The organism is Flavobacterium sp. GP15 (genome assembly GCF_014281985.1).
Classification (GTDB): domain Bacteria; phylum Bacteroidota; class Bacteroidia; order Flavobacteriales; family Flavobacteriaceae; genus Flavobacterium; species Flavobacterium pygoscelis.
Genome location: NZ_JACFTC010000006.1, coordinates 46,399 through 64,120 on the forward strand (window position 1 = coordinate 46,399; position 17,722 = coordinate 64,120).

Annotated in this window: 15 protein-coding genes; 7 read left to right on the plus strand and 8 right to left on the minus strand. The window is 31.6% G+C overall.

Features of this window, described 5'->3' with window-relative positions; genetic code table 11:
- The first annotated feature begins 180 nt into the window (after nt 1-180).
- Entirely contained in the window at nt 181-693 is a 513-nt protein-coding gene (locus H2650_RS12345; protein WP_188051125.1) for a hypothetical protein, read from the plus strand.
- A 77-nt stretch (nt 694-770) separates the two neighbouring features.
- On the plus strand, nt 771-1,667 hold the full coding sequence (gene xerD / locus H2650_RS12350; protein WP_188051126.1) for a site-specific tyrosine recombinase XerD: 897 nt from the start codon (nt 771-773) through the stop codon (nt 1,665-1,667).
- 63 nt (nt 1,668-1,730) lie between these two features.
- Here the strand turns inward: xerD and rny are convergent, their stop codons facing one another.
- The 3 genes from rny to H2650_RS12365 all read right to left on the minus strand — a co-directional run bounded on the left by rny (nt 1,731) and on the right by H2650_RS12365 (nt 4,097).
- Nucleotides 1,731-3,296: a ribonuclease Y gene (rny, locus tag H2650_RS12355; protein WP_188051127.1), complete on the minus strand. Its 1,566-nt coding sequence runs from the start codon at nt 3,294-3,296 to the stop codon at nt 1,731-1,733.
- A gap of 208 nt (nt 3,297-3,504) precedes the next feature.
- The gene (locus H2650_RS12360; protein WP_121926008.1) at nt 3,505-3,798 is read right to left on the minus strand and encodes a cell division protein ZapA; all 294 of its coding nucleotides are present in this window, start codon (nt 3,796-3,798) and stop codon (nt 3,505-3,507) included.
- Nucleotides 3,799-3,806: 8 nt separating this feature from the next.
- Nucleotides 3,807-4,097 (minus strand): hypothetical protein, encoded by a 291-nt coding sequence (locus tag H2650_RS12365; RefSeq protein WP_188051128.1) that lies wholly within the window; start codon nt 4,095-4,097, stop codon nt 3,807-3,809.
- A 176-nt stretch (nt 4,098-4,273) separates the two neighbouring features.
- On the opposite strand from H2650_RS12365, the gene H2650_RS12370 reads away from it, so the two are divergent.
- From H2650_RS12370 to H2650_RS12380, 3 genes are all read left to right on the plus strand, one after another.
- A complete protein-coding gene (locus tag H2650_RS12370; protein ID WP_188051129.1) occupies nt 4,274-5,971 on the plus strand; it encodes a M23 family metallopeptidase in 1,698 nt (565 codons plus the stop codon).
- Between the two features lie 54 nt (nt 5,972-6,025).
- The gene (locus tag H2650_RS12375; protein ID WP_188051273.1) at nt 6,026-8,443 is read left to right on the plus strand and encodes a carboxypeptidase-like regulatory domain-containing protein; all 2,418 of its coding nucleotides are present in this window, start codon (nt 6,026-6,028) and stop codon (nt 8,441-8,443) included.
- A gap of 119 nt (nt 8,444-8,562) precedes the next feature.
- On the plus strand, nt 8,563-9,285 hold the full coding sequence (locus H2650_RS12380; protein WP_188051130.1) for a hypothetical protein: 723 nt from the start codon (nt 8,563-8,565) through the stop codon (nt 9,283-9,285).
- A gap of 8 nt (nt 9,286-9,293) precedes the next feature.
- Here the strand turns inward: H2650_RS12380 and H2650_RS12385 are convergent, their stop codons facing one another.
- From H2650_RS12385 to H2650_RS12405, 5 genes are all read right to left on the minus strand, one after another.
- On the minus strand, nt 9,294-9,995 hold the full coding sequence (locus H2650_RS12385; protein WP_188051131.1) for a hypothetical protein: 702 nt from the start codon (nt 9,993-9,995) through the stop codon (nt 9,294-9,296).
- 46 nt (nt 9,996-10,041) lie between these two features.
- Nucleotides 10,042-11,910, minus strand: a complete 1,869-nt coding sequence (locus H2650_RS12390) for an ABC transporter ATP-binding protein (protein ID WP_188051132.1) — start codon at nt 11,908-11,910, stop codon at nt 10,042-10,044.
- 75 nt (nt 11,911-11,985) lie between these two features.
- On the minus strand, nt 11,986-13,713 hold the full coding sequence (locus tag H2650_RS12395) for a phospho-sugar mutase (protein WP_188051133.1): 1,728 nt from the start codon (nt 13,711-13,713) through the stop codon (nt 11,986-11,988).
- Between the two features lie 498 nt (nt 13,714-14,211).
- On the minus strand, nt 14,212-15,168 hold the full coding sequence (locus tag H2650_RS12400) for a glycosyltransferase family 2 protein (protein WP_188051134.1): 957 nt from the start codon (nt 15,166-15,168) through the stop codon (nt 14,212-14,214).
- Nucleotides 15,169-15,170: 2 nt separating this feature from the next.
- The gene (locus tag H2650_RS12405; RefSeq protein WP_188051135.1) at nt 15,171-15,704 is read right to left on the minus strand and encodes a DUF4199 domain-containing protein; all 534 of its coding nucleotides are present in this window, start codon (nt 15,702-15,704) and stop codon (nt 15,171-15,173) included.
- 241 nt (nt 15,705-15,945) lie between these two features.
- Between H2650_RS12405 and H2650_RS12410 the strand changes: the two genes are divergently transcribed.
- Both H2650_RS12410 and H2650_RS12415 read left to right on the plus strand, forming a co-directional pair.
- Nucleotides 15,946-16,197, plus strand: coding sequence for a type B 50S ribosomal protein L31 (locus tag H2650_RS12410; protein WP_188051136.1), 252 nt, complete (start codon nt 15,946-15,948; stop codon nt 16,195-16,197).
- Between the two features lie 174 nt (nt 16,198-16,371).
- Complete coding sequence (locus H2650_RS12415; RefSeq protein ID WP_188051137.1) at nt 16,372-17,547, plus strand: GlmU family protein; 1,176 nt, start codon at nt 16,372-16,374, stop codon at nt 17,545-17,547.
- The last annotated feature ends 175 nt before the right edge of the window (nt 17,548-17,722 follow it).

The following is a 17,722-nucleotide window of genomic DNA, read 5'->3' on the forward strand; positions in this document are numbered from 1 at the left end:
TAAAATCACTATTTTAATGTTGTTTTATCTCTTTTTTATCATAATTTGTTTCAATAGAAAGAATTAGTTTTTTCTTTCTAGGTTTAATAACGATAAAATATAATTATTTTTTAACAGAGTTAATTGAAAAATTAACAAGATTAATTATATATTTGGCCTATTAAATTTAAAAAAAATAAAATGAAAAAAATTATTTTAGCTGCTGTAGCAGTTATGGCATTTGGTTTTGCAAATGCACAAGAAGGTCAGTTTAAGATTGGTGCTCATGTTGGTTTGCCAATGGGGGATATCAAAGATGCGTATTCTTTAAACGTAGGTGCAGATGTTGCTTATTTATGGAATGTAGCAGATGGTTTTAAAGTTGGAGCTACTACTGGTTATAGTGCTTATTTGGGTAAAACAACAACAGTTGATTTGGGCCCATTTGGTTCAATAGAAACAAAAACACCAACTGCTAGTTTTGTACCTGTAGCAGCAACAGCTCAATTTTCTGTAGCTGACAACCTATTTTTAGGTGCAGATTTAGGGTATGCTGTTAATGTTGGTAAAGGTGATGGTAATGGTGGTGTATACTACCAACCAAAATTTGGTTTCCAAACTGAAAAAGTAGAAGTTTATTTAGGATATAAAGGAATTTCTGTTGATGGTGGATCATTTTCTTCACTTAATGTAGGAATGAATTTTAAATTCTAATTTTCCTAGAAATTATTTTAAAAACCTCTCAACTGAGAGGTTTTTTTATGCCTTAAAAAAAGTGTTTCTTTGTATTTATGGATTGGAAAAAGTACATAAAGAAATATCAGTCGTATTTAAGAATCGAAAGAGGTTTGTCTAAAAATACACTTGAAAATTATTCCTATGATATAGAGCGACTTTGTCTTTTTCTAAATCAGAACGAAATCGAAATTTCACCAATTGCAATTAAGGAAGAAACCTTGCAACAATTTATTTATAGTGTTTCAAAAGAAGTTAATCCACGTTCTCAAGCCAGAATAATTTCAGGTCTTAAGAGTTTTTTTGATTACTTAATATTTGAAGATTTGCGAGTTGATAACCCTTTAGAGCTTATAGATTCTCCTAAAACGGGTCGTAAACTTCCAGATACATTAACCGTAGAGGAAATAGATACGCTTATTGAGGCTATTAATCTGAATTCTAATGAAGGAGAGCGCAACCGTGCTATGCTAGAAACTCTTTATGGTTGTGGACTTCGTGTTTCTGAACTTATAACATTAAAAAATTCAGATTTATTTTTTGAAGAAGGTTTTATCAAAATAACGGGTAAAGGAAATAAACAAAGGTTCGTTCCAATAAGTGAAATTACACAAAATTACATTCAGATGTATAGAGAAACGAGTAGAAATCATGTTACTATACAAAAAGGATTTGAGGATACTTTATTTTTAAATCGCAGAGGAAGACAGTTAACGCGTGCTATGATATTTACTATTATTAAAAACTTAGCTGTAGTAGTGAATTTAAATAAAACAATCAGTCCTCATACATTCCGTCATTCTTTTGCTACACATCTTTTAGAAAATGGTGCCGACTTGCGGTCTATTCAATTGATGTTAGGGCATGAGTCTATTACAACTACAGAGATTTATGTGCATCTGGATCGTAGGTTTTTAAAAGAAGTGATGAATACCTATCATCCTAGAAAATAAAAATTCCAAAAACCATTTGACTGGGATTTGGAATTTTTAAGTTTCAATAAATGAAATTATAATTTATTTAGCAATATTCACAGCTCTTGTTTCACGAATTACTGTTACTTTAACCTGCCCTGGATACGTCATTTCTGTTTGTATTTTTTGTGATATATCAAAAGATAAGGTAGCCGCATTATCATCTGAAACTTTTTCGCTTTCTACAATAACACGTAGTTCTCTACCAGCTTGAATTGCATAAGCATTTTTAACGCCGCTAAAACCGTAAGCAACTTCTTCTAAGTCTTTTAAACGTTGAATATAAGAGTCTAAGACTTGTCTTCTTGCGCCTGGTCTTGCTCCAGAAATCGCATCACAAACTTGTACTATTGGTGATAGTAAAGATTTCATTTCGATTTCATCGTGATGCGCTCCAATAGCGTTGCAAACTTCTTCTTTTTCACCATATTTCTCAGCCCATTGCATTCCTAATAAAGCGTGAGGTAAATCACTTTCTGCATCCGGCACTTTACCTATATCGTGCAATAAACCAGCTCTTTTAGCCAGTTTAACGTTTAAACCAAGTTCGGCTGCCATAATTCCACAAAGTTTAGATACTTCGCGAGAGTGTTGTAATAAATTTTGTCCGTAAGATGAACGATATTTCATACGGCCCACTACTTTTATTAATTCGGGATGTAATCCGTGAATTCCTAAATCGATCACAGTACGTTTTCCTACTTCAATAATTTCATCGTCAATTTGTTTAGCCGTTTTAGCAACTACTTCTTCAATTCGCGCTGGGTGAATACGACCATCTGTTACTAATTTGTGTAATGCTAAACGGGCAATTTCTCTACGTACAGGGTCAAAACAAGAAAGGATAATGGCTTCTGGCGTGTCATCAACAATAATTTCTACTCCAGTTGCGGCTTCTAATGCACGAATGTTTCTACCTTCACGGCCAATAATTCGTCCTTTAACATCATCAGATTCTATGTTAAATACAGAAACGCAATTTTCTACCGCTTCTTCTGTACCAACGCGTTGTATGGTATTAATAATGATTTTTTTAGCCTCTTGTTGTGCTGTAAGTTTAGCCTCTTCAATAGTGTCCTGAATATGAGACATTGCAGAGCTTTTAGCTTCAGCTTTCAAACCATCTACTAATTGATTTTTGGCTTCTTCTGCAGACAAACCAGAAATTACTTCTAGTTGTTGCAATTGGCTTTTATGTAAACGATCTACTTCAGCTTGTTTTTTATCTAAATTTTCAATTTTTGCAGTAAACTCAGCAGTTTTAGATTCAAAATCGTCATTTACTTTCTTTGCTTTTGATAATTCATTAGAAATTTGGGATTCCTTATCACGTACTCTTTTTTCTATTTCAGCTACTTTTTTATCGCGGGATAAAATTACTTGTTCGTGTTCAGACTTTAACTCGATAAATTTTTCTTTGGCTTGAAGTATTTTATCTTTCTTTATGTTTTCTGCTTCAAGGTTTGCGTCTCTTAGGATAGATGCTGCTTCTTTTTTAGAATTTTTAATTAAGTTAGAGATATTGCTTTTTTCTATTAATTTGGCGATTGCAAAACCCGCTACAATACCTATAATTCCTGCAATAATAATCGTTAATATGTTGTCCATGTTTGTTAAAATTTATATATAAAAAAAGCCTACATTAATTGCTTGAATAAACTCGAAAAGACAAGTTTTGAGCTAACTCACTGTTCAAGTTTCCTCGCCGAAGCGTGGCATGCTTTAGTAGTGATGATTTGCTCATTCTAAATTGTTAGTGTTGAGTTTACCAAATGTGAACTAATGTAGGCAGTATCTTAGTTTTTGTAAAGAACGTTTATTTGTCGAGATATTGATCTAAAACAGCATTGATTTTTTTAATTCTTTCAATGGTTGCTTCTCCATCAATGGCGTTATCAATTTGTTTTTGTTCTGTTTGTGAAGCAAATTGTAGGGCACACATTGCCAAAACATCTTGTTTATCACGAACAGCGTAATTTTCTTCAAATTGCTTTATCATCTTATCAATTTTTTTAGAAGCACTTCGAAGTCCTTCTTCTTGAGAGGGATCTACCGTTAACGGATAAACCCTGTCGGCTATTGATATTTTAATTTTAAGCTTTTCGTCCATATCTTTTATTAATCTGATAGCTGTGCTATACAGTAATCAATTTCGCGAATTAATGAATTTATTTTAAGCTTTGTATCTCTTTTATTATCGTCACTGCCTAATAATGAATTGGCTATCTTAAGTGTTTCATACTGCTTTTTCAAGGCTTCAATCTCTTCTAATTGAATTTGTATTTGGGATGCATTTTTTATTAATTCCTTTTCTAATTCTTGATTGTTTTGTTCCAAATTTTTCATTTTAATGAAAAGTTTTTCGACTTTATTTTCAAGAGTATCAATAATTTCTGCAATTACACTCATTATATATCTTAATTCATTACATAATCATACAAAGTTAGTATTCCTTTTTAAATTTACAATATTTTATTATTTTTTTTGCATAAAATTAGTTAAACATCAGTATTACAAATAGTTGTATTCTTTTTTTTTTAGTGGGGTTTTGAATACTTTTTTTATCTTAGCAAAAATGTAAAACAATGAAATTTTCTGTATTAATTTTATTTTTTGGTGTCTCTGTTTTTGCACAAGTAGAGTATCCTAAAGACTATTTTAGAGCGCCTTTAGATATTCCGATGCAATTGTCAGGAAACTTCGGTGAATTACGTCCCAATCATTTTCATGCTGGTTTTGATTTAAAAACACAGCAAAAGGAAGGTTTAAATGTATATGCAGTGGCTGATGGTTATATTTCTAGAATTAAGATATCTACTTTTGGAAACGGAAAAGCAATTTATATTAATCATCCCAACGGCTATACCTCTGTTTATGGTCATTTAAAATTAGCGAATGATGAAATAGAAAAATTCATTAAGGCTACACATTACAAAGAAGAAAATTTTGAAATTGAAATGTTTTTAAAGCCTGGTGAACTGCCCGTTAAAAAAGGCCAAATCATTGCTTTCTCGGGTAATACTGGATCTTCAGAAGGACCTCATTTGCATTTTGAATTTCGAGATACAAAAACCGAATTTGTTATTAACCCAATGTTTTTTGGTTTTGATCAATTGACTAAGGATACTAAAAAACCAATAATTTCTAGTGTTTATGTGTATCCTTTAGATTCTAAAACAGCGGTGAATCGGGCTAAAAGGCCTTTATTGCTAAACTTGACTCTTCAAAATGATGGCACTTATTTATCTGAGAAAGTGGTATCCAATGGCGCGATAGGTTTTGGAATTACTACTTATGATACCGATGACGTTTCGTTCAACAATAACGGTGTTTATAAGGTGCAATCTTTTTATAATGGAAAACCTAATTTTGGATATGAATTTAACACCTATTCATTTGATGAAATGCGATATATTAACGCATTGATTGATTATCCAAGATATAAGAAAATGCAACAAAGGGTTCAGAAACTTTTTATGAAAAACCCCTATAATTTAAGTATTATCAAAACGGATGAGAATAAAGGAATTTTACAAGTTTCTCCAAATTTAAACTCCTCGTATCGTATAGAAGTATCCGATTTTTACGGTAATAAAAGAAGTGTTACTATTCCGGTACAATATGATTTATTATCGACTATTATAGACGCAGAACCGTCACAATCTAATTATTACATAAAGGCGAATAAAGATATGAATTTTGCTCTAGGTGGGATGTCCGTGTTTTTTCCTGCTGGAACTTTTTATGATGATTTTGAATTTAATTTTGGGGTAAAAAATGACACTTTAATTTTACACGACGATACTGTTCCCGCTCATACTAATTTTACGGTTAGTATTGAAGACACTAAATCTACAGCACTTCAAAAAGAAAAAATGTTTATTGGTAGAATAGATGGTAATAAAATCAGTTATAATTCGACTTATAAAAAAGACAATGTTTTTAGTGCAAAAGTTAAAACATTAGGTAAATATAAATTGGCAATTGATACTATTGCGCCAAAAATTAGTATAGCAACTCCAATTGAAGGGAAATGGATAAGTGCTCAAAAAACACTGCAGTTATCTATATATGATGAATTGTCTGGTATAAAATCCTATAACGGTTATTTGAACGGAAAGTGGATTTTGATGGAATATGACAATAAAACCAGAAAATTAACTCACTTTTTTGCTGATGGAATCGTTGCCGAAGGTGCAAATGATTTAAAAGTTGTTGTAATAGATAATGTAGGAAATTCGACTACCTTTGAAACGCATTTTTTTAGAAATCAAAAAAAATAATCACTTTTGAGTACAAAACAATTCTTTACTATTTTTTTATTCTCACTAAGTCTGATGATTTTTGGTCAGACAGCTAGGATTAAAGGGATTGTTTTAGATAAAAATAATCATCCAGTAGAGAATGTTAATATTTCTTGTCTTTCAATAACTACAAAATCGAATTATGATGGATTATATGAGCTAAAAGTTCCTGCCAATCAAAAAGTAACAGTTGTTTTTTCTCATGTGTCTTTAAAAAAAGTTACAGTTTATCTTACTTTAGCTACTAACGAAACTAAAGAGTTTAATCCTGTAATGAGTGATCAAGAGGAACAAATGAGTGAAGTTTTGGTTGACGGTAGTTCTAAAAAGTTATTTCAAAATGGGATTGATATTGAGCCAGAAATGCTTAAAAGAATTCCAGGAGCTAACCCAGGAGTCGAAAATATTTTGAAAACTTTACCAGGTGTCAATTCCAATAATGAATTAAGTACTCAATATGCAGTTCGTGGAGGAAACTATGATGAAAATTTAGTTTATGTAAATGAAATTGAAGTCTATCGCCCTTTTCTTATTCGATCTGGTCAACAAGAAGGTCTTAGTTTTACCAATTCTGATTTAGTACAAAATGTAGATTTTTCTGCGGGTGGTTTTCAAGCTAAATTTGGAGATAAATTATCCTCAGTTTTAGATATTACTTATAGAAAACCTATAAAATTCAGCTCTGGTATTGAAGCGAGTTTCCTTGGCGGAAGCGTATTTGTAGATGGTGTTTCTCAAAATAAAAAATGGTCTGTTATTACGGGGGTTAGGTATCGCAATAATAGTCTATTAGTCAAAAGTCAAGAAACACAAACCAATTTTAAACCCTCTTTTGCGGATCTTCAAACAAATATTAATTATTTGGCATCTGCAAAATGGCAATTTAGTTTTTTAGGAAACATTTCTCAAAATAAGTATCAATATCAACCCTTGACGCGACAAACTAATTTTGGAACAATTGATAAACCAATGGTTTTGACTGTATTTTATGATGGTCAAGAAAAGGACAAGTACGATACTTATTTTGGAGCTTTTAAGACCACATACAACGCCAATGATCACTTTACTTTGAAATTTATAGGTTCTATATTTCATACAATTGAACAGGAATATTTTGATGTTTTGGCACAATACAAACTTGGTGAAGTTGATTCGAGTTTGGGTTCGGAAAGTTTTGGGAAAGTGGGTTATACAAGAGGAATTGGTTCGCAGCTCAATCATGCCAGAAATGATCTGGATGCATTAATTGTAAATACAGAAATTAAGGGTTTTCAGGATTGGAAAAATAGTCAATTAGAATGGGGAATTAAATATACTAGAGAGTCCATAAGAGATCGTATCATTGAGTGGGAGGTAATCGATTCAGCAGGTTTTTCTATAAATCCTCCTATGATTAATTTGCCTAAAAATGATCAACCTTATTCTTCCTACACCGGACCACTTATTCCGTATCAAAATGTAAGAGCTACTAATTTTAACTCTATTAATAGATTTTCTGGTTATTTTCAATGGAGTTTAAAAGGATTGATTGGTTCGAATGAAGTTTTTTATAATGCTGGCGTTCGGGCGCAGAGTTGGAATGTTTTAGGAGATAACGAAATAGGGAAATTTCAAACTACTTTTAGTCCAAGGGCACAAATTGCTATAAAACCGAATTGGCAAAAAGATATGGTATTTAGATTATCTGGAGGATTGTATCACCAACCTCCGTTTTACAGAGAATTAAGAAATGCCCAAGCCGTAGTTCAAACCAATACAAAAGCACAACAATCCGTACATATTGTGTTAGCGAATGACTACAGTTTCAAGATGTGGAGCCGTCCTTTTAAACTAGTTTCCGAGTTGTATTATAAATCATTAACCAATGTGAATACCTACACAATAGACAATGTTCGAATTCGATATGCCGCTAATAATGATGCTACAGCTTATGTACAGGGATTAGATTTAAGGTTAAATGGCGAGTTTGTCCCAGGTACGGAATCTTGGATTAGTTTTGGTTATTTAAAAACCCAGGAAAATAGTCAAGAAAAAGGATATATTGCCAGACCTACGGATCAAAGATTAAAATTTGGATTGTTATTTCAAGATTATATGCCAACAATTCCAAGTTTAAAATTATACTTAAATTTAGTTTATAATACAGGATTACCAGGAGGATCACCTTCATACACGGATCCTTATTTATACCAAAATAGATTGAATGACTATCGTAGAGTAGATGTAGGTTTTTCTAAAGTTTTGATTGATTCTAACACTGAAAAAAGAAAAACACTTTGGCTGAATAATTTTAAAGAATTGACTTTAGGTTTAGAGATTTTTAATCTTTTTAACAATCAAAATGCGATTACAAATACTTGGGTAAGGGATGTGTATTCTAAAAATCAATATGCCATTCCAAATTATATGACTACCCGTGTCTTTAATTTAAAATTGACTGCAAAGTTATAATAAAAAGAAAAAGAACGTAAGTTAGCAAGCCGTACAGCTATTTATTAAGTTAAATCAAGTTTTAATGCACGTACCATTTTTTAAAAATGATTACATTTGAATATTAATAGTATTACAATATGAAAAAAATACAATTTACATTTATAGGAATAGCAGTTTTACTTTTAGCAAGTTGTAAGGAAGAGGTAGAAAAGCCTAAAGTAACTTACGATCAAACCGCTAAAGCAAAAGATCCAGTTCGAACAGATTCATCTCAAATTCAAATTGCTGATTTGCCAATACAAATGGATGGAACAGATTACTTATTGCATCCAGTTGCTGATTTAAGCATTCGTGAAAAAGGAATTAAAGCACGCTATGGTTCGTCAAATGTAAATGACTTGAGTTTTACGATTTCTAATTATGGAGAATTTGAAATTACGGGTTATTTACAAAACATTAAATTCCAAAAAATTGATTCTGATTCTATTAGGAAGTTAACTGACAAACCAGTTTTAATACAAACTGCAACTTATTTAAAGTCTGTAGCTGATAAAACTAACAATCATGTCATGGTATATACTATGGTAGATATGGATACTAACAAAGATGGCAAATTAGATACCAGTGATATAAAAGCATTGTATTTGAGTGATATTAGCGGAGAACGATTTACTAAAATATCTACTGATTTTCAGGAATTAATCGATTGGAAATTAATAACTTCTAAAAATCGATTGTATTATAGAACAGTTGAAGACACTAATAAAAATGGTGAATTTGATAAAAATGATGCGGTAAATTACTACTACATTGATCTATCCAATAAAGAATGGAAGATAGTAAGCTACGAACCGGTTTAGAATTAATTCTAAATTAAAATATCACTTTCTAAATCTGATTTTTCTATTGTAAAATCGAAATTTAGCTTTTTTACTAATTGTATAACTAGGTTTTTATACCAGTTTTCAGATTTAGGATGAATGTATATTTTTTCAATGAGCTCGTTAATATTAACATTGATTTTCAATCCTTCATTTATCCTTAATTGATTGTCGCCAATATCAGTAATAACGCGTACTTCACCTTCATATTGAAAGCTTTTACGTTTGAATAAAAAAGGAAAGAACATATCGTCAAAAGGAATATGTTCTTTCTTGTAATCAATATAGTTTACTTCCCCAATGTATTGGTTGAAATTTGTTTCGGGAATAAGCGATTTTTGTAGCCTTCCTATAGTAGATTGTATGGCTAAACCTTCACTGTTTTGAGTGAAAATTTGCCACATAGCAAACGATTCATACTCATTAATATGCCAACTGCTTATGGCTACTTTTTCTCTATGACTTTTATAAAAATCTAAAAAAGAAGGATTGTCAATAGAAAGCTTCTTTATTTCTTCAAACGTAGGCTCGCTGAAAGTACCTTCGTACTGATCTTCAAATTTATCAGATCGAGACATGAATAATTTTTGAGACATCAGTAAATCCAGAAACTTTGACAAATCGAGATACTTCCAAATAATAGTATTTGGATCCTCAGGTAGTTTTATGTTTGGATTATGGATGTACATGGTATTAGATTTTAATTAAATAAAAAAAATACTTCTTAAAAATAAGTTATTCAAAGGATTGCATAGAGACTAACTTGTTATAATTACCATTCATTGCCATAAGTTCGTCATGTTTGCCTTGCTCAACAATTTTTCCTTTTTTCATTACCACAATCAAATCGGCTTTTTGAATGGTCGAAAGTCGGTGCGCAATTACAATAGATGTTCTGTTTTGCATCATATTCTCTAACGCAATTTGAACAAATTTTTCGCTTTCCGTATCCAAGGCTGATGTAGCTTCATCTAAAATCATAATAGGAGGATTTTTCAAAACGGCACGAGCGATAGATAAACGTTGTTTTTGTCCACCCGAAAGTTTGTTTCCGCTATCACCAATATTGGTATGAATTCCAAGAGGTAGGTCTTTTACAAATTCGTAAGCATTAGCAATTTTTAGCGCTTCCATAATTTCATAATCTGTGGCATCGTGCTTTCCTAAAGCAATATTGGCTTTAATAGTGTCATTAAACAAAATGCTATCTTGTGTAACCAGTCCCATTAAATCACGAAGAGAATGTAAATTCATGTCTTTAATATCAACTCCATCAATACAGATAGTCCCTTCATTTACATCGTAAAAGCGGGTTAGTAAATTAGCAATAGTACTTTTTCCGCTACCCGATTGACCTACAAGTGCAATGGTTTGTCCTTTTTTTACTTCTAGTGAAAAATGTTTCAAAACATTCTCATTTTCGTATTTAAAGTTGATGTCTTTGATGACAATATTTGTGTCAAAAGAATCTTTCTTAATCGCATTAACTTTACTAGTAATGGTGTTTTCTTGTTCTAAAATTTCTAAAACTCGCTCTGCAGCTGCGTTTCCTCTTTTTACAGAATATGAAGCCTTAGATATTGATTTTGCTGGTGTAAGAATGTTATAAGCAAGTCCCATGTAAGCAATAAAGGAAGCTCCATTTAAAGTTTTTTCTATCAAAACCATTTGTCCGCCATACCATAATAAGATCGCAATAACCATAATTCCCATAAATTCACTCGCAGGTGAAGCTAGATTCTGACGGTTTCCAATGCTGTTTGATAAATTAAAAAAACGTTGGGTAGATTCTTGAAAAACTTTATAAAAATGATTCTCTGAGTTGTATCCTTTTACGACTTTTAATCCTCCTAAGGTTTCTTCAATTGTAGATAGGAAAATGCCTTGCTCTTGTTGTGCTTTTGTTGATTGTTTTTTTAATTGCTTTCCTATTAATGATATGATATAACCCGAAACTGGAATGAAAATAAATACAAATAAGGTTAATTTTACACTTATTGAAAGCATAGCAATTATGGTAAAAACAATGGTCAGAGGTTCTTTTACAACAAGTTCTAGTATAGACAAAAAGGAAGTTTGCACTTCGTTTACATCAGCAGAAATTCTAGAGATAACATCACCTTTTCTCTTTTCAGAAAAAAAGGATAAGGGTAAATTGATGGTTTTTTTATACATAGCATTTCGCATGTCTTTTAGAATACCATTTCGTAAAAAGGTAATAAAAAACATAGCCAGATAATCAAAAAGATTTTTCAATAAAAAAATCGAAATAATAACCGCAACCATTATAGACAATGTATAACCTACGCCTTGTGTTGCTGTTGTTGTGGTAATAAAGTAACTTAGATAGTTTTCTAAAAAGAGTTTTGTACTTTCAAAATAGAGTTTTATATCCTCAAAAAAATGATTGGTATTTATAAAACCGTTATAAATAGGAGCGATAGTATTTTTTTTTGTTTGGTCAAATAAAACCTGCATCATGGGTATCAATGCCATGAAGGAAAGTGTGCTAAAAAGCGCATACAAAACATTAAAAAATATATTTAAGTAAGCGTATTTTTTATAGGGAATTATAAAAGGAAATATCTTTTTGAAATTGCTCATTGTTTGTTTTTTACCATCAAGACCCGACCTTTTATAGAATGGGTCGGGTCTGTCAGAAAAATTAATATTTTATAATTAATTCAGTTGCATTGCTGCAATAATGTCTTTTATTTTATTGTCTAAGATTTCTTCTACTTCCTTGAAATCTTCTACCGCATGTAATTCCGTGTTTACACTAATGTAAAACTTTATTTTTGGTTCTGTTCCGCTAGGACGGGCACAAATTTTAGAACCGTCTTCGATATAATAGATTAAAACATTTGATTTTGGAATTTGTAATGTAGTGATCTCGTCGTCTAGTAAGTTTTTAGCAGTTGATGACAGATAATCCTCTACCATTATAACGCGTTGTCCGTTGATCTCTTTTATTGGATTCTCTCTCATATCAATCATCATCTGATTGATTTCTTCTAAGCCATGCATTCCTTTTTTGGTCAACGAAACTAAATGCTCTTTGTAGCATCCATTATCTACGTATAATTTGACTAACTCTTTGTAAATGGTACTTCCTTTTGCTTTTGCTTGAGCTGCCATTTCGCAAATTAATAAAGTAGCGGCAACAGCATCTTTATCACGAACAGCATCACCTACCATAAAACCAAAACTTTCTTCACCGCCACCTATGAATTCTAGTTCTGGAAAATCTTTTATCATTTTGGCTATCCATTTAAAGCCAGTCAATCCTATTTTACATTCTACTTCATAATTAGTTGCTAACTCCATCATCATAGGAGTAGAAACGATTGTAGAACCTACAAATTGTTTTCCGTTAATTTTTCCCGCTTTTTTCCATTGTTCTAATAAAAAAGCAGTCATCAAGATCATAGTTTGATTCCCGTTTAACAAAATCATTTGACCCTCATTGTTTCGAACGGCGACGCCCAAACGATCACAATCTGGATCTGTTCCTATAACAATATCCGAATTGGTTTTTTCTGCCAATGCAATCGCCATAGCCAATGCTTCTGGCTCTTCTGGATTTGGAGATTTTACGGTAGGGAAATCGCCATTAGGAACCGCTTGTTCAGGTACGATATGCACATTAGTGTATCCAGCTTGCGCTAAAGTATCAGGAACCAAAGTGATAGAGGTTCCGTGTAAGGAGGTAAAAACGATTTTTAAATTTTCTTTGGCTGCAGCATCCGTGTTAAAGCTCGCATTTTGAATAGATGATTTTATAAAAGCTTTATCGACTTCTGTGTCTATATAATGAATCAAATCTTCGTTAGCTGTAAAGTTGATTTCATTGTAATTTAAATTTTCAATACTCGTAATAATACCTTTGTCTTCTGGAGGTACAATTTGGCCCCCATCTTCCCAATATACTTTGTAACCATTGTATTCAGGCGGATTGTGTGAAGCTGTTAAAACGATTCCTGCTTGGCAACCTAAATATTTTACGGCAAAAGATAATTCTGGCGTAGGTCGTAAATCTGAAAATAAATACACTGAAATTCCATTAGCAGTAAATACATCTGCTACAAGTTTTGCTAAAGATTTACTGTTGTGGCGACAGTCATAAGCAATAGCAACTTTTAATTTTTTGTTAGGAAATACTTCATGCATGTAATTGCAAAGGCCTTGTGTGCTTTTTCCAAGCGTATATTTATTGATACGATTGTTTCCAACTCCCATTACACCACGCATTCCGCCTGTTCCAAATTCTAAATTTTTATAGAAACTCTCTTCTAATTCCGCAGGTGATGTCGTCATTAACTCTTTAATAGCAATGTGAGTTTCATTATCAAATGTTGGTGTAAGCCATTCATTTACTGCGTCTAATATATTTTGTTTAATCTCCATTTTTAATAATTTTTAGTTCAAGAACTATTTGTGATTCCCAAGGTTTTTAGATTTTTCAATCTTTGGTTGAAAAACAGTAAATAGTTTGTTCAAACCAATCAAGACTTGCTAGGCATTTATGAACTTTTTGTATAACTTTTTTTCTCTCTTTATTTTGTTGGTATTGTCTGTGTTGTCAGCAAAATGTTTGTTGATAATTAGATACTGATTTTTAATTATTTGAATATAATACAAGACAAATAGTATTCAAACTTAGATTCAATACTAGCAAAGCTAGAATAGTAATCTAAACCTCTATTTTACACCTGAGGAAAGATATTAGAACAAAATTTTAGCTTTTTATGTAATAGGAAACAATCATCTCTTTAGAAAATATATTACATGCAATCCTATTTTCGATCATTAATAAACGAAATTCTGTATTTTAAAAAAAAACGATAATTTAGTGCTAAATATGCAAAAAACATTTGTTTCTAAGTTTCAGTTGTATGAAATTAACTAAAAATTCACTTCTCTAGATACTTTGTAGCGCTCTTCGTTATTTTTGGTTCGTAATATTATTTCTCCAAGGAAACCAGCTAGGAATAATTGAGTTCCTAAAACCATTGATGTTAATGCAATATAAAACCAAGGATTACTTGTTACAAGGCTGTATTTCATGTCATTGTACATATGGTATAATTTAGAGATACCAATAAATCCTGCTAACATAAATCCAATTATGAACATCAAAGAACCTATAGCACCAAATAAATGCATGGGACGTTTTCCAAACCGAGAAAGAAACCAAATCGTAATTAAATCCAGGAAACCATTGATAAAACGTTCCATGCCAAATTTAGTTTCACCATATTTTCTGGCTTGATGTTGCACTACTTTTTCACCAATTTTTCCAAATCCGGCATTTTTAGCTAAAACAGGAATATAACGGTGCATTTCACCAGAAACTTCGATGTTTTTTACAACAACATTTTTATAAGCTTTTAGCCCACAATTGAAATCATTGAGTTCTACTCCCGACGTTTTTCTTGCAGCCCAATTGAATAATTTTGAGGGTAAGTTTTTGGCAACAACGGAGTCGTAGCGTTTCTTTTTCCAGCCAGAAACCAAATCATACTTACCGTTTACGATCATTTCATATAATCCCGGAATCTCTTCTGGACTATCTTGTAAATCGGCATCCATGGTAATAATTACATCGCCTTTAGCTTTTGCAAAACCAGCATGTAGTGCTTGCGACTTGCCAAAGTTTTTCATGAAACGAACACCTTTTACAAAGTTGTTTTCTTGTGCAAAACCTTCAATAATTGCCCAAGAATTATCCGTACTACCATCGTCTAAGAAAATAATTTCATAGGTGTAGTTGTTTTCTTGCATCACTTTGATGATCCAAGTGTATAATTCTTGTAGCGATTCCTCTTCGTTAAGAAGCGGTATAAGTATGGATAAATTCATTTTTAATTATTCTGTGAAGATCTAGTTTTGAAAAATGCAGCCAAAATTAATCCGAAAATAGAACTGAAAATTATACTGAAAACAGAACCTTTAAGCAATTCTATAGTTGAGTATGGATTAGTTTCTCTCATTTTTGCAAGTGCTTCATTAATTGCAGAAGCAGGTGCGCCAAACTTTTGCATCATATTAGAAGTGATTTTCATAGTTATTTCATGCAAGGTTTCTTTAGCTGATGGATCGATAACATTGAATAAAAGAACATTAAAAAGTACAGAAATTAAAATACCAACTACAGCAGCAATAAAATAGGTAGTAAATGCATCTTTAAATGTAAAAATAGTTTTAATTTCTTTTTTTGTTTTAGAGAGTAAAATAATTCCTAATATTAAATAGATAAGAATACTTGACATACCAATCCACCAAGATGCAAAAAGATTTAAATCAATAGCGTATATCGTTGCTGTAATTAATGCAGAAACTATTCCGATTAATACTCCAAAAGTAATTCCGTTTCTTTTTATGATTTCATTTATCATTATGAAGGTTTTTAGATTAGACCACAAATATAACAATTCCCAATATATGGCGGTGTAAAAATCTCTTTTTACAATTATATAAAAAAAGTCATGCATATAGTTGGTTATTGGAAATAAATTGTAAATTTGCAAACTCAAAATAATATTGTAAAACAAAAAGTTATAATGAGTTTATACCTTTTCTGTTAGAGGAAAAGCTTCAAAACAAGTTGTAGCCAACAAATAAAAAAAGATTAACACGATGAAAAAAGGAACGCACCCAGAAAATTACAGATTAGTTGCATTTAAAGACATGTCGAATGACGAAGTTTTTATCACTAAATCTACTGCAGATACTAAAGAAACAATTACTCACGATGGTGTTGAATACCCAGTAGTGAAAATGGAGATCTCTAGAACTTCTCACCCTTTTTACACAGGTAAATCTAAACTTATCGATACTGCAGGACGTATTGATAAATTTAAAACTAAATACGCTAAGCACGTTAAATAATTTTAATTTGTTTATCTATATAATTAAGCCATGCTGGGAAGCGTGGCTTTTTTTATTAATAATAAGTAATGTGAAGTGAATTTTAGTACTAATTGTATTAAAATTAAGCATTTTTATAATTATTTTTGCATTTAAAAAGTTTAAAACTAAGAAATCTATAAATAAATTCGTTTTATGAATTATATCCTTTTTGACGGACCTGCACGAAATGCCTTATTGCCTTTTACTTTTACAAGACCTGTTGCTGATATTCTTATCGGAATCGTGACCATACGTCAAAAATGGGAAATGCGTTTGGGTTCTACTACAACGACATTAACCGAAGAATACTTGTCTGAAAAATATCCTATGGTAGAGTTAGAAGAAAATGTTATGATAAACGCCTCTTTTCTTCCTAATGATGTTTTGGCTGAAATGGTTAGTAATTTAGAGGTGAATCAAGCTATTTTTAAAGGAGATGAAGTCATTGCTTTTTATACCAGCGAAGAGCAGGAAGAAGTAGATTTTGATACTTACGAAATTATAGAGTATCACGACGAGTGTATTACGATTAAAAATACTTGGGAGATTTTTTCTAAAAATGATTTGGCAATTCAGGAGGATTTTAAATATTTAACAGAAGATAGAAAATCACAACCTATTCCTAGAAGTGTAAATGTGATTGCTCCTGAAAATATATTTATTGAAGAAGGTGCGAAATTAGAATTTGTTACTCTAAATGCCTCTGCGGGACCTATCTATATAGGTAAAGACGCTGAAATTATGGAAGGATCTATGGTTCGTGGTCCTTTTGCGCTTTGTGACAATGCCTCTGTTAAAATGGGATCTAAAGTTTATGGTGCCACAACAGTAGGACCGCATTCAAGAATAGGTGGTGAAGTAAAAAATACCGTTCTTTTTGCACATTCTAATAAAGGACATGAAGGATATTTAGGGGATTCTGTTGTGGGAGAATGGTGTAATTTGGGTGCAGATACTAACAATTCAAACCTAAAAAATAATTACGAAGAAGTAAAATTATGGAGTTATGAAACAGAAGGATTTGCTAAAACGGGTCTTCAATTTTGTGGATTAATGATGGGTGATCATAGTAAATGTGGTATCAATACTATGTTTAACACTGGAACTGTTGTGGGTGTAAGTGCTAATATTTTTGGTACTGGTTTTCCGCGTAATTTTATACCGAGTTTTTCTTGGGGAGGTGCTTCTGGATTTACAACCTATCTTACTAAAAAAGCATTTGAAACTGCTAAATTAGTAATGATTCGTAGAGGTGTTGAATTCGACGAAAGAGAAGCTGCTATTTTAGAGCATGTTTTTGAAGAAAGTAAAAAATGGAGGAAAGACTAATTTAATTTAGAAAACTCATCGATCTAGAACTGCCTTATTTTTGTAAAAGGGGCAGTTTTTTTTTAGTTCATTTTTGCCGATTTAATTTTACATAATGAGTTTTATATGTTAAAAAAACAACTTTAAACTAAAATAAAGGTGATCTATTAGATGTTGATTTATAGAGAATTAATTA

Excerpts from the sequence above, each read along its gene's own strand:
- H2650_RS12415 (WP_188051137.1), top strand. The coding sequence starts at position 16,372 with ATGAATTATATCCTTTTTGACGGACCTGCACGAAATGCCTTATTGCCT.
- xerD (WP_188051126.1), top strand. The coding sequence starts at position 771 with ATGGATTGGAAAAAGTACATAAAGAAATATCAGTCGTATTTAAGAATC.
- H2650_RS12380 (WP_188051130.1), top strand. The coding sequence starts at position 8,563 with ATGAAAAAAATACAATTTACATTTATAGGAATAGCAGTTTTACTTTTA.
- H2650_RS12400 (WP_188051134.1), bottom strand. The coding sequence starts at position 15,168 with ATGAATTTATCCATACTTATACCGCTTCTTAACGAAGAGGAATCGCTA.
- H2650_RS12385 (WP_188051131.1), bottom strand. The coding sequence starts at position 9,995 with ATGTACATCCATAATCCAAACATAAAACTACCTGAGGATCCAAATACT.
- H2650_RS12410 (WP_188051136.1), top strand. The coding sequence starts at position 15,946 with ATGAAAAAAGGAACGCACCCAGAAAATTACAGATTAGTTGCATTTAAA.
- H2650_RS12370 (WP_188051129.1), top strand. The coding sequence starts at position 4,274 with ATGAAATTTTCTGTATTAATTTTATTTTTTGGTGTCTCTGTTTTTGCA.
- H2650_RS12345 (WP_188051125.1), top strand. The coding sequence starts at position 181 with ATGAAAAAAATTATTTTAGCTGCTGTAGCAGTTATGGCATTTGGTTTT.
- H2650_RS12395 (WP_188051133.1), bottom strand. The coding sequence starts at position 13,713 with ATGGAGATTAAACAAAATATATTAGACGCAGTAAATGAATGGCTTACA.
- H2650_RS12405 (WP_188051135.1), bottom strand. The coding sequence starts at position 15,704 with ATGATAAATGAAATCATAAAAAGAAACGGAATTACTTTTGGAGTATTA.
- H2650_RS12365 (WP_188051128.1), bottom strand. The coding sequence starts at position 4,097 with ATGAGTGTAATTGCAGAAATTATTGATACTCTTGAAAATAAAGTCGAA.
- H2650_RS12390 (WP_188051132.1), bottom strand. The coding sequence starts at position 11,910 with ATGAGCAATTTCAAAAAGATATTTCCTTTTATAATTCCCTATAAAAAA.
- rny (WP_188051127.1), bottom strand. The coding sequence starts at position 3,296 with ATGGACAACATATTAACGATTATTATTGCAGGAATTATAGGTATTGTA.
- H2650_RS12375 (WP_188051273.1), top strand. The coding sequence starts at position 6,026 with ATGATTTTTGGTCAGACAGCTAGGATTAAAGGGATTGTTTTAGATAAA.
- H2650_RS12360 (WP_121926008.1), bottom strand. The coding sequence starts at position 3,798 with ATGGACGAAAAGCTTAAAATTAAAATATCAATAGCCGACAGGGTTTAT.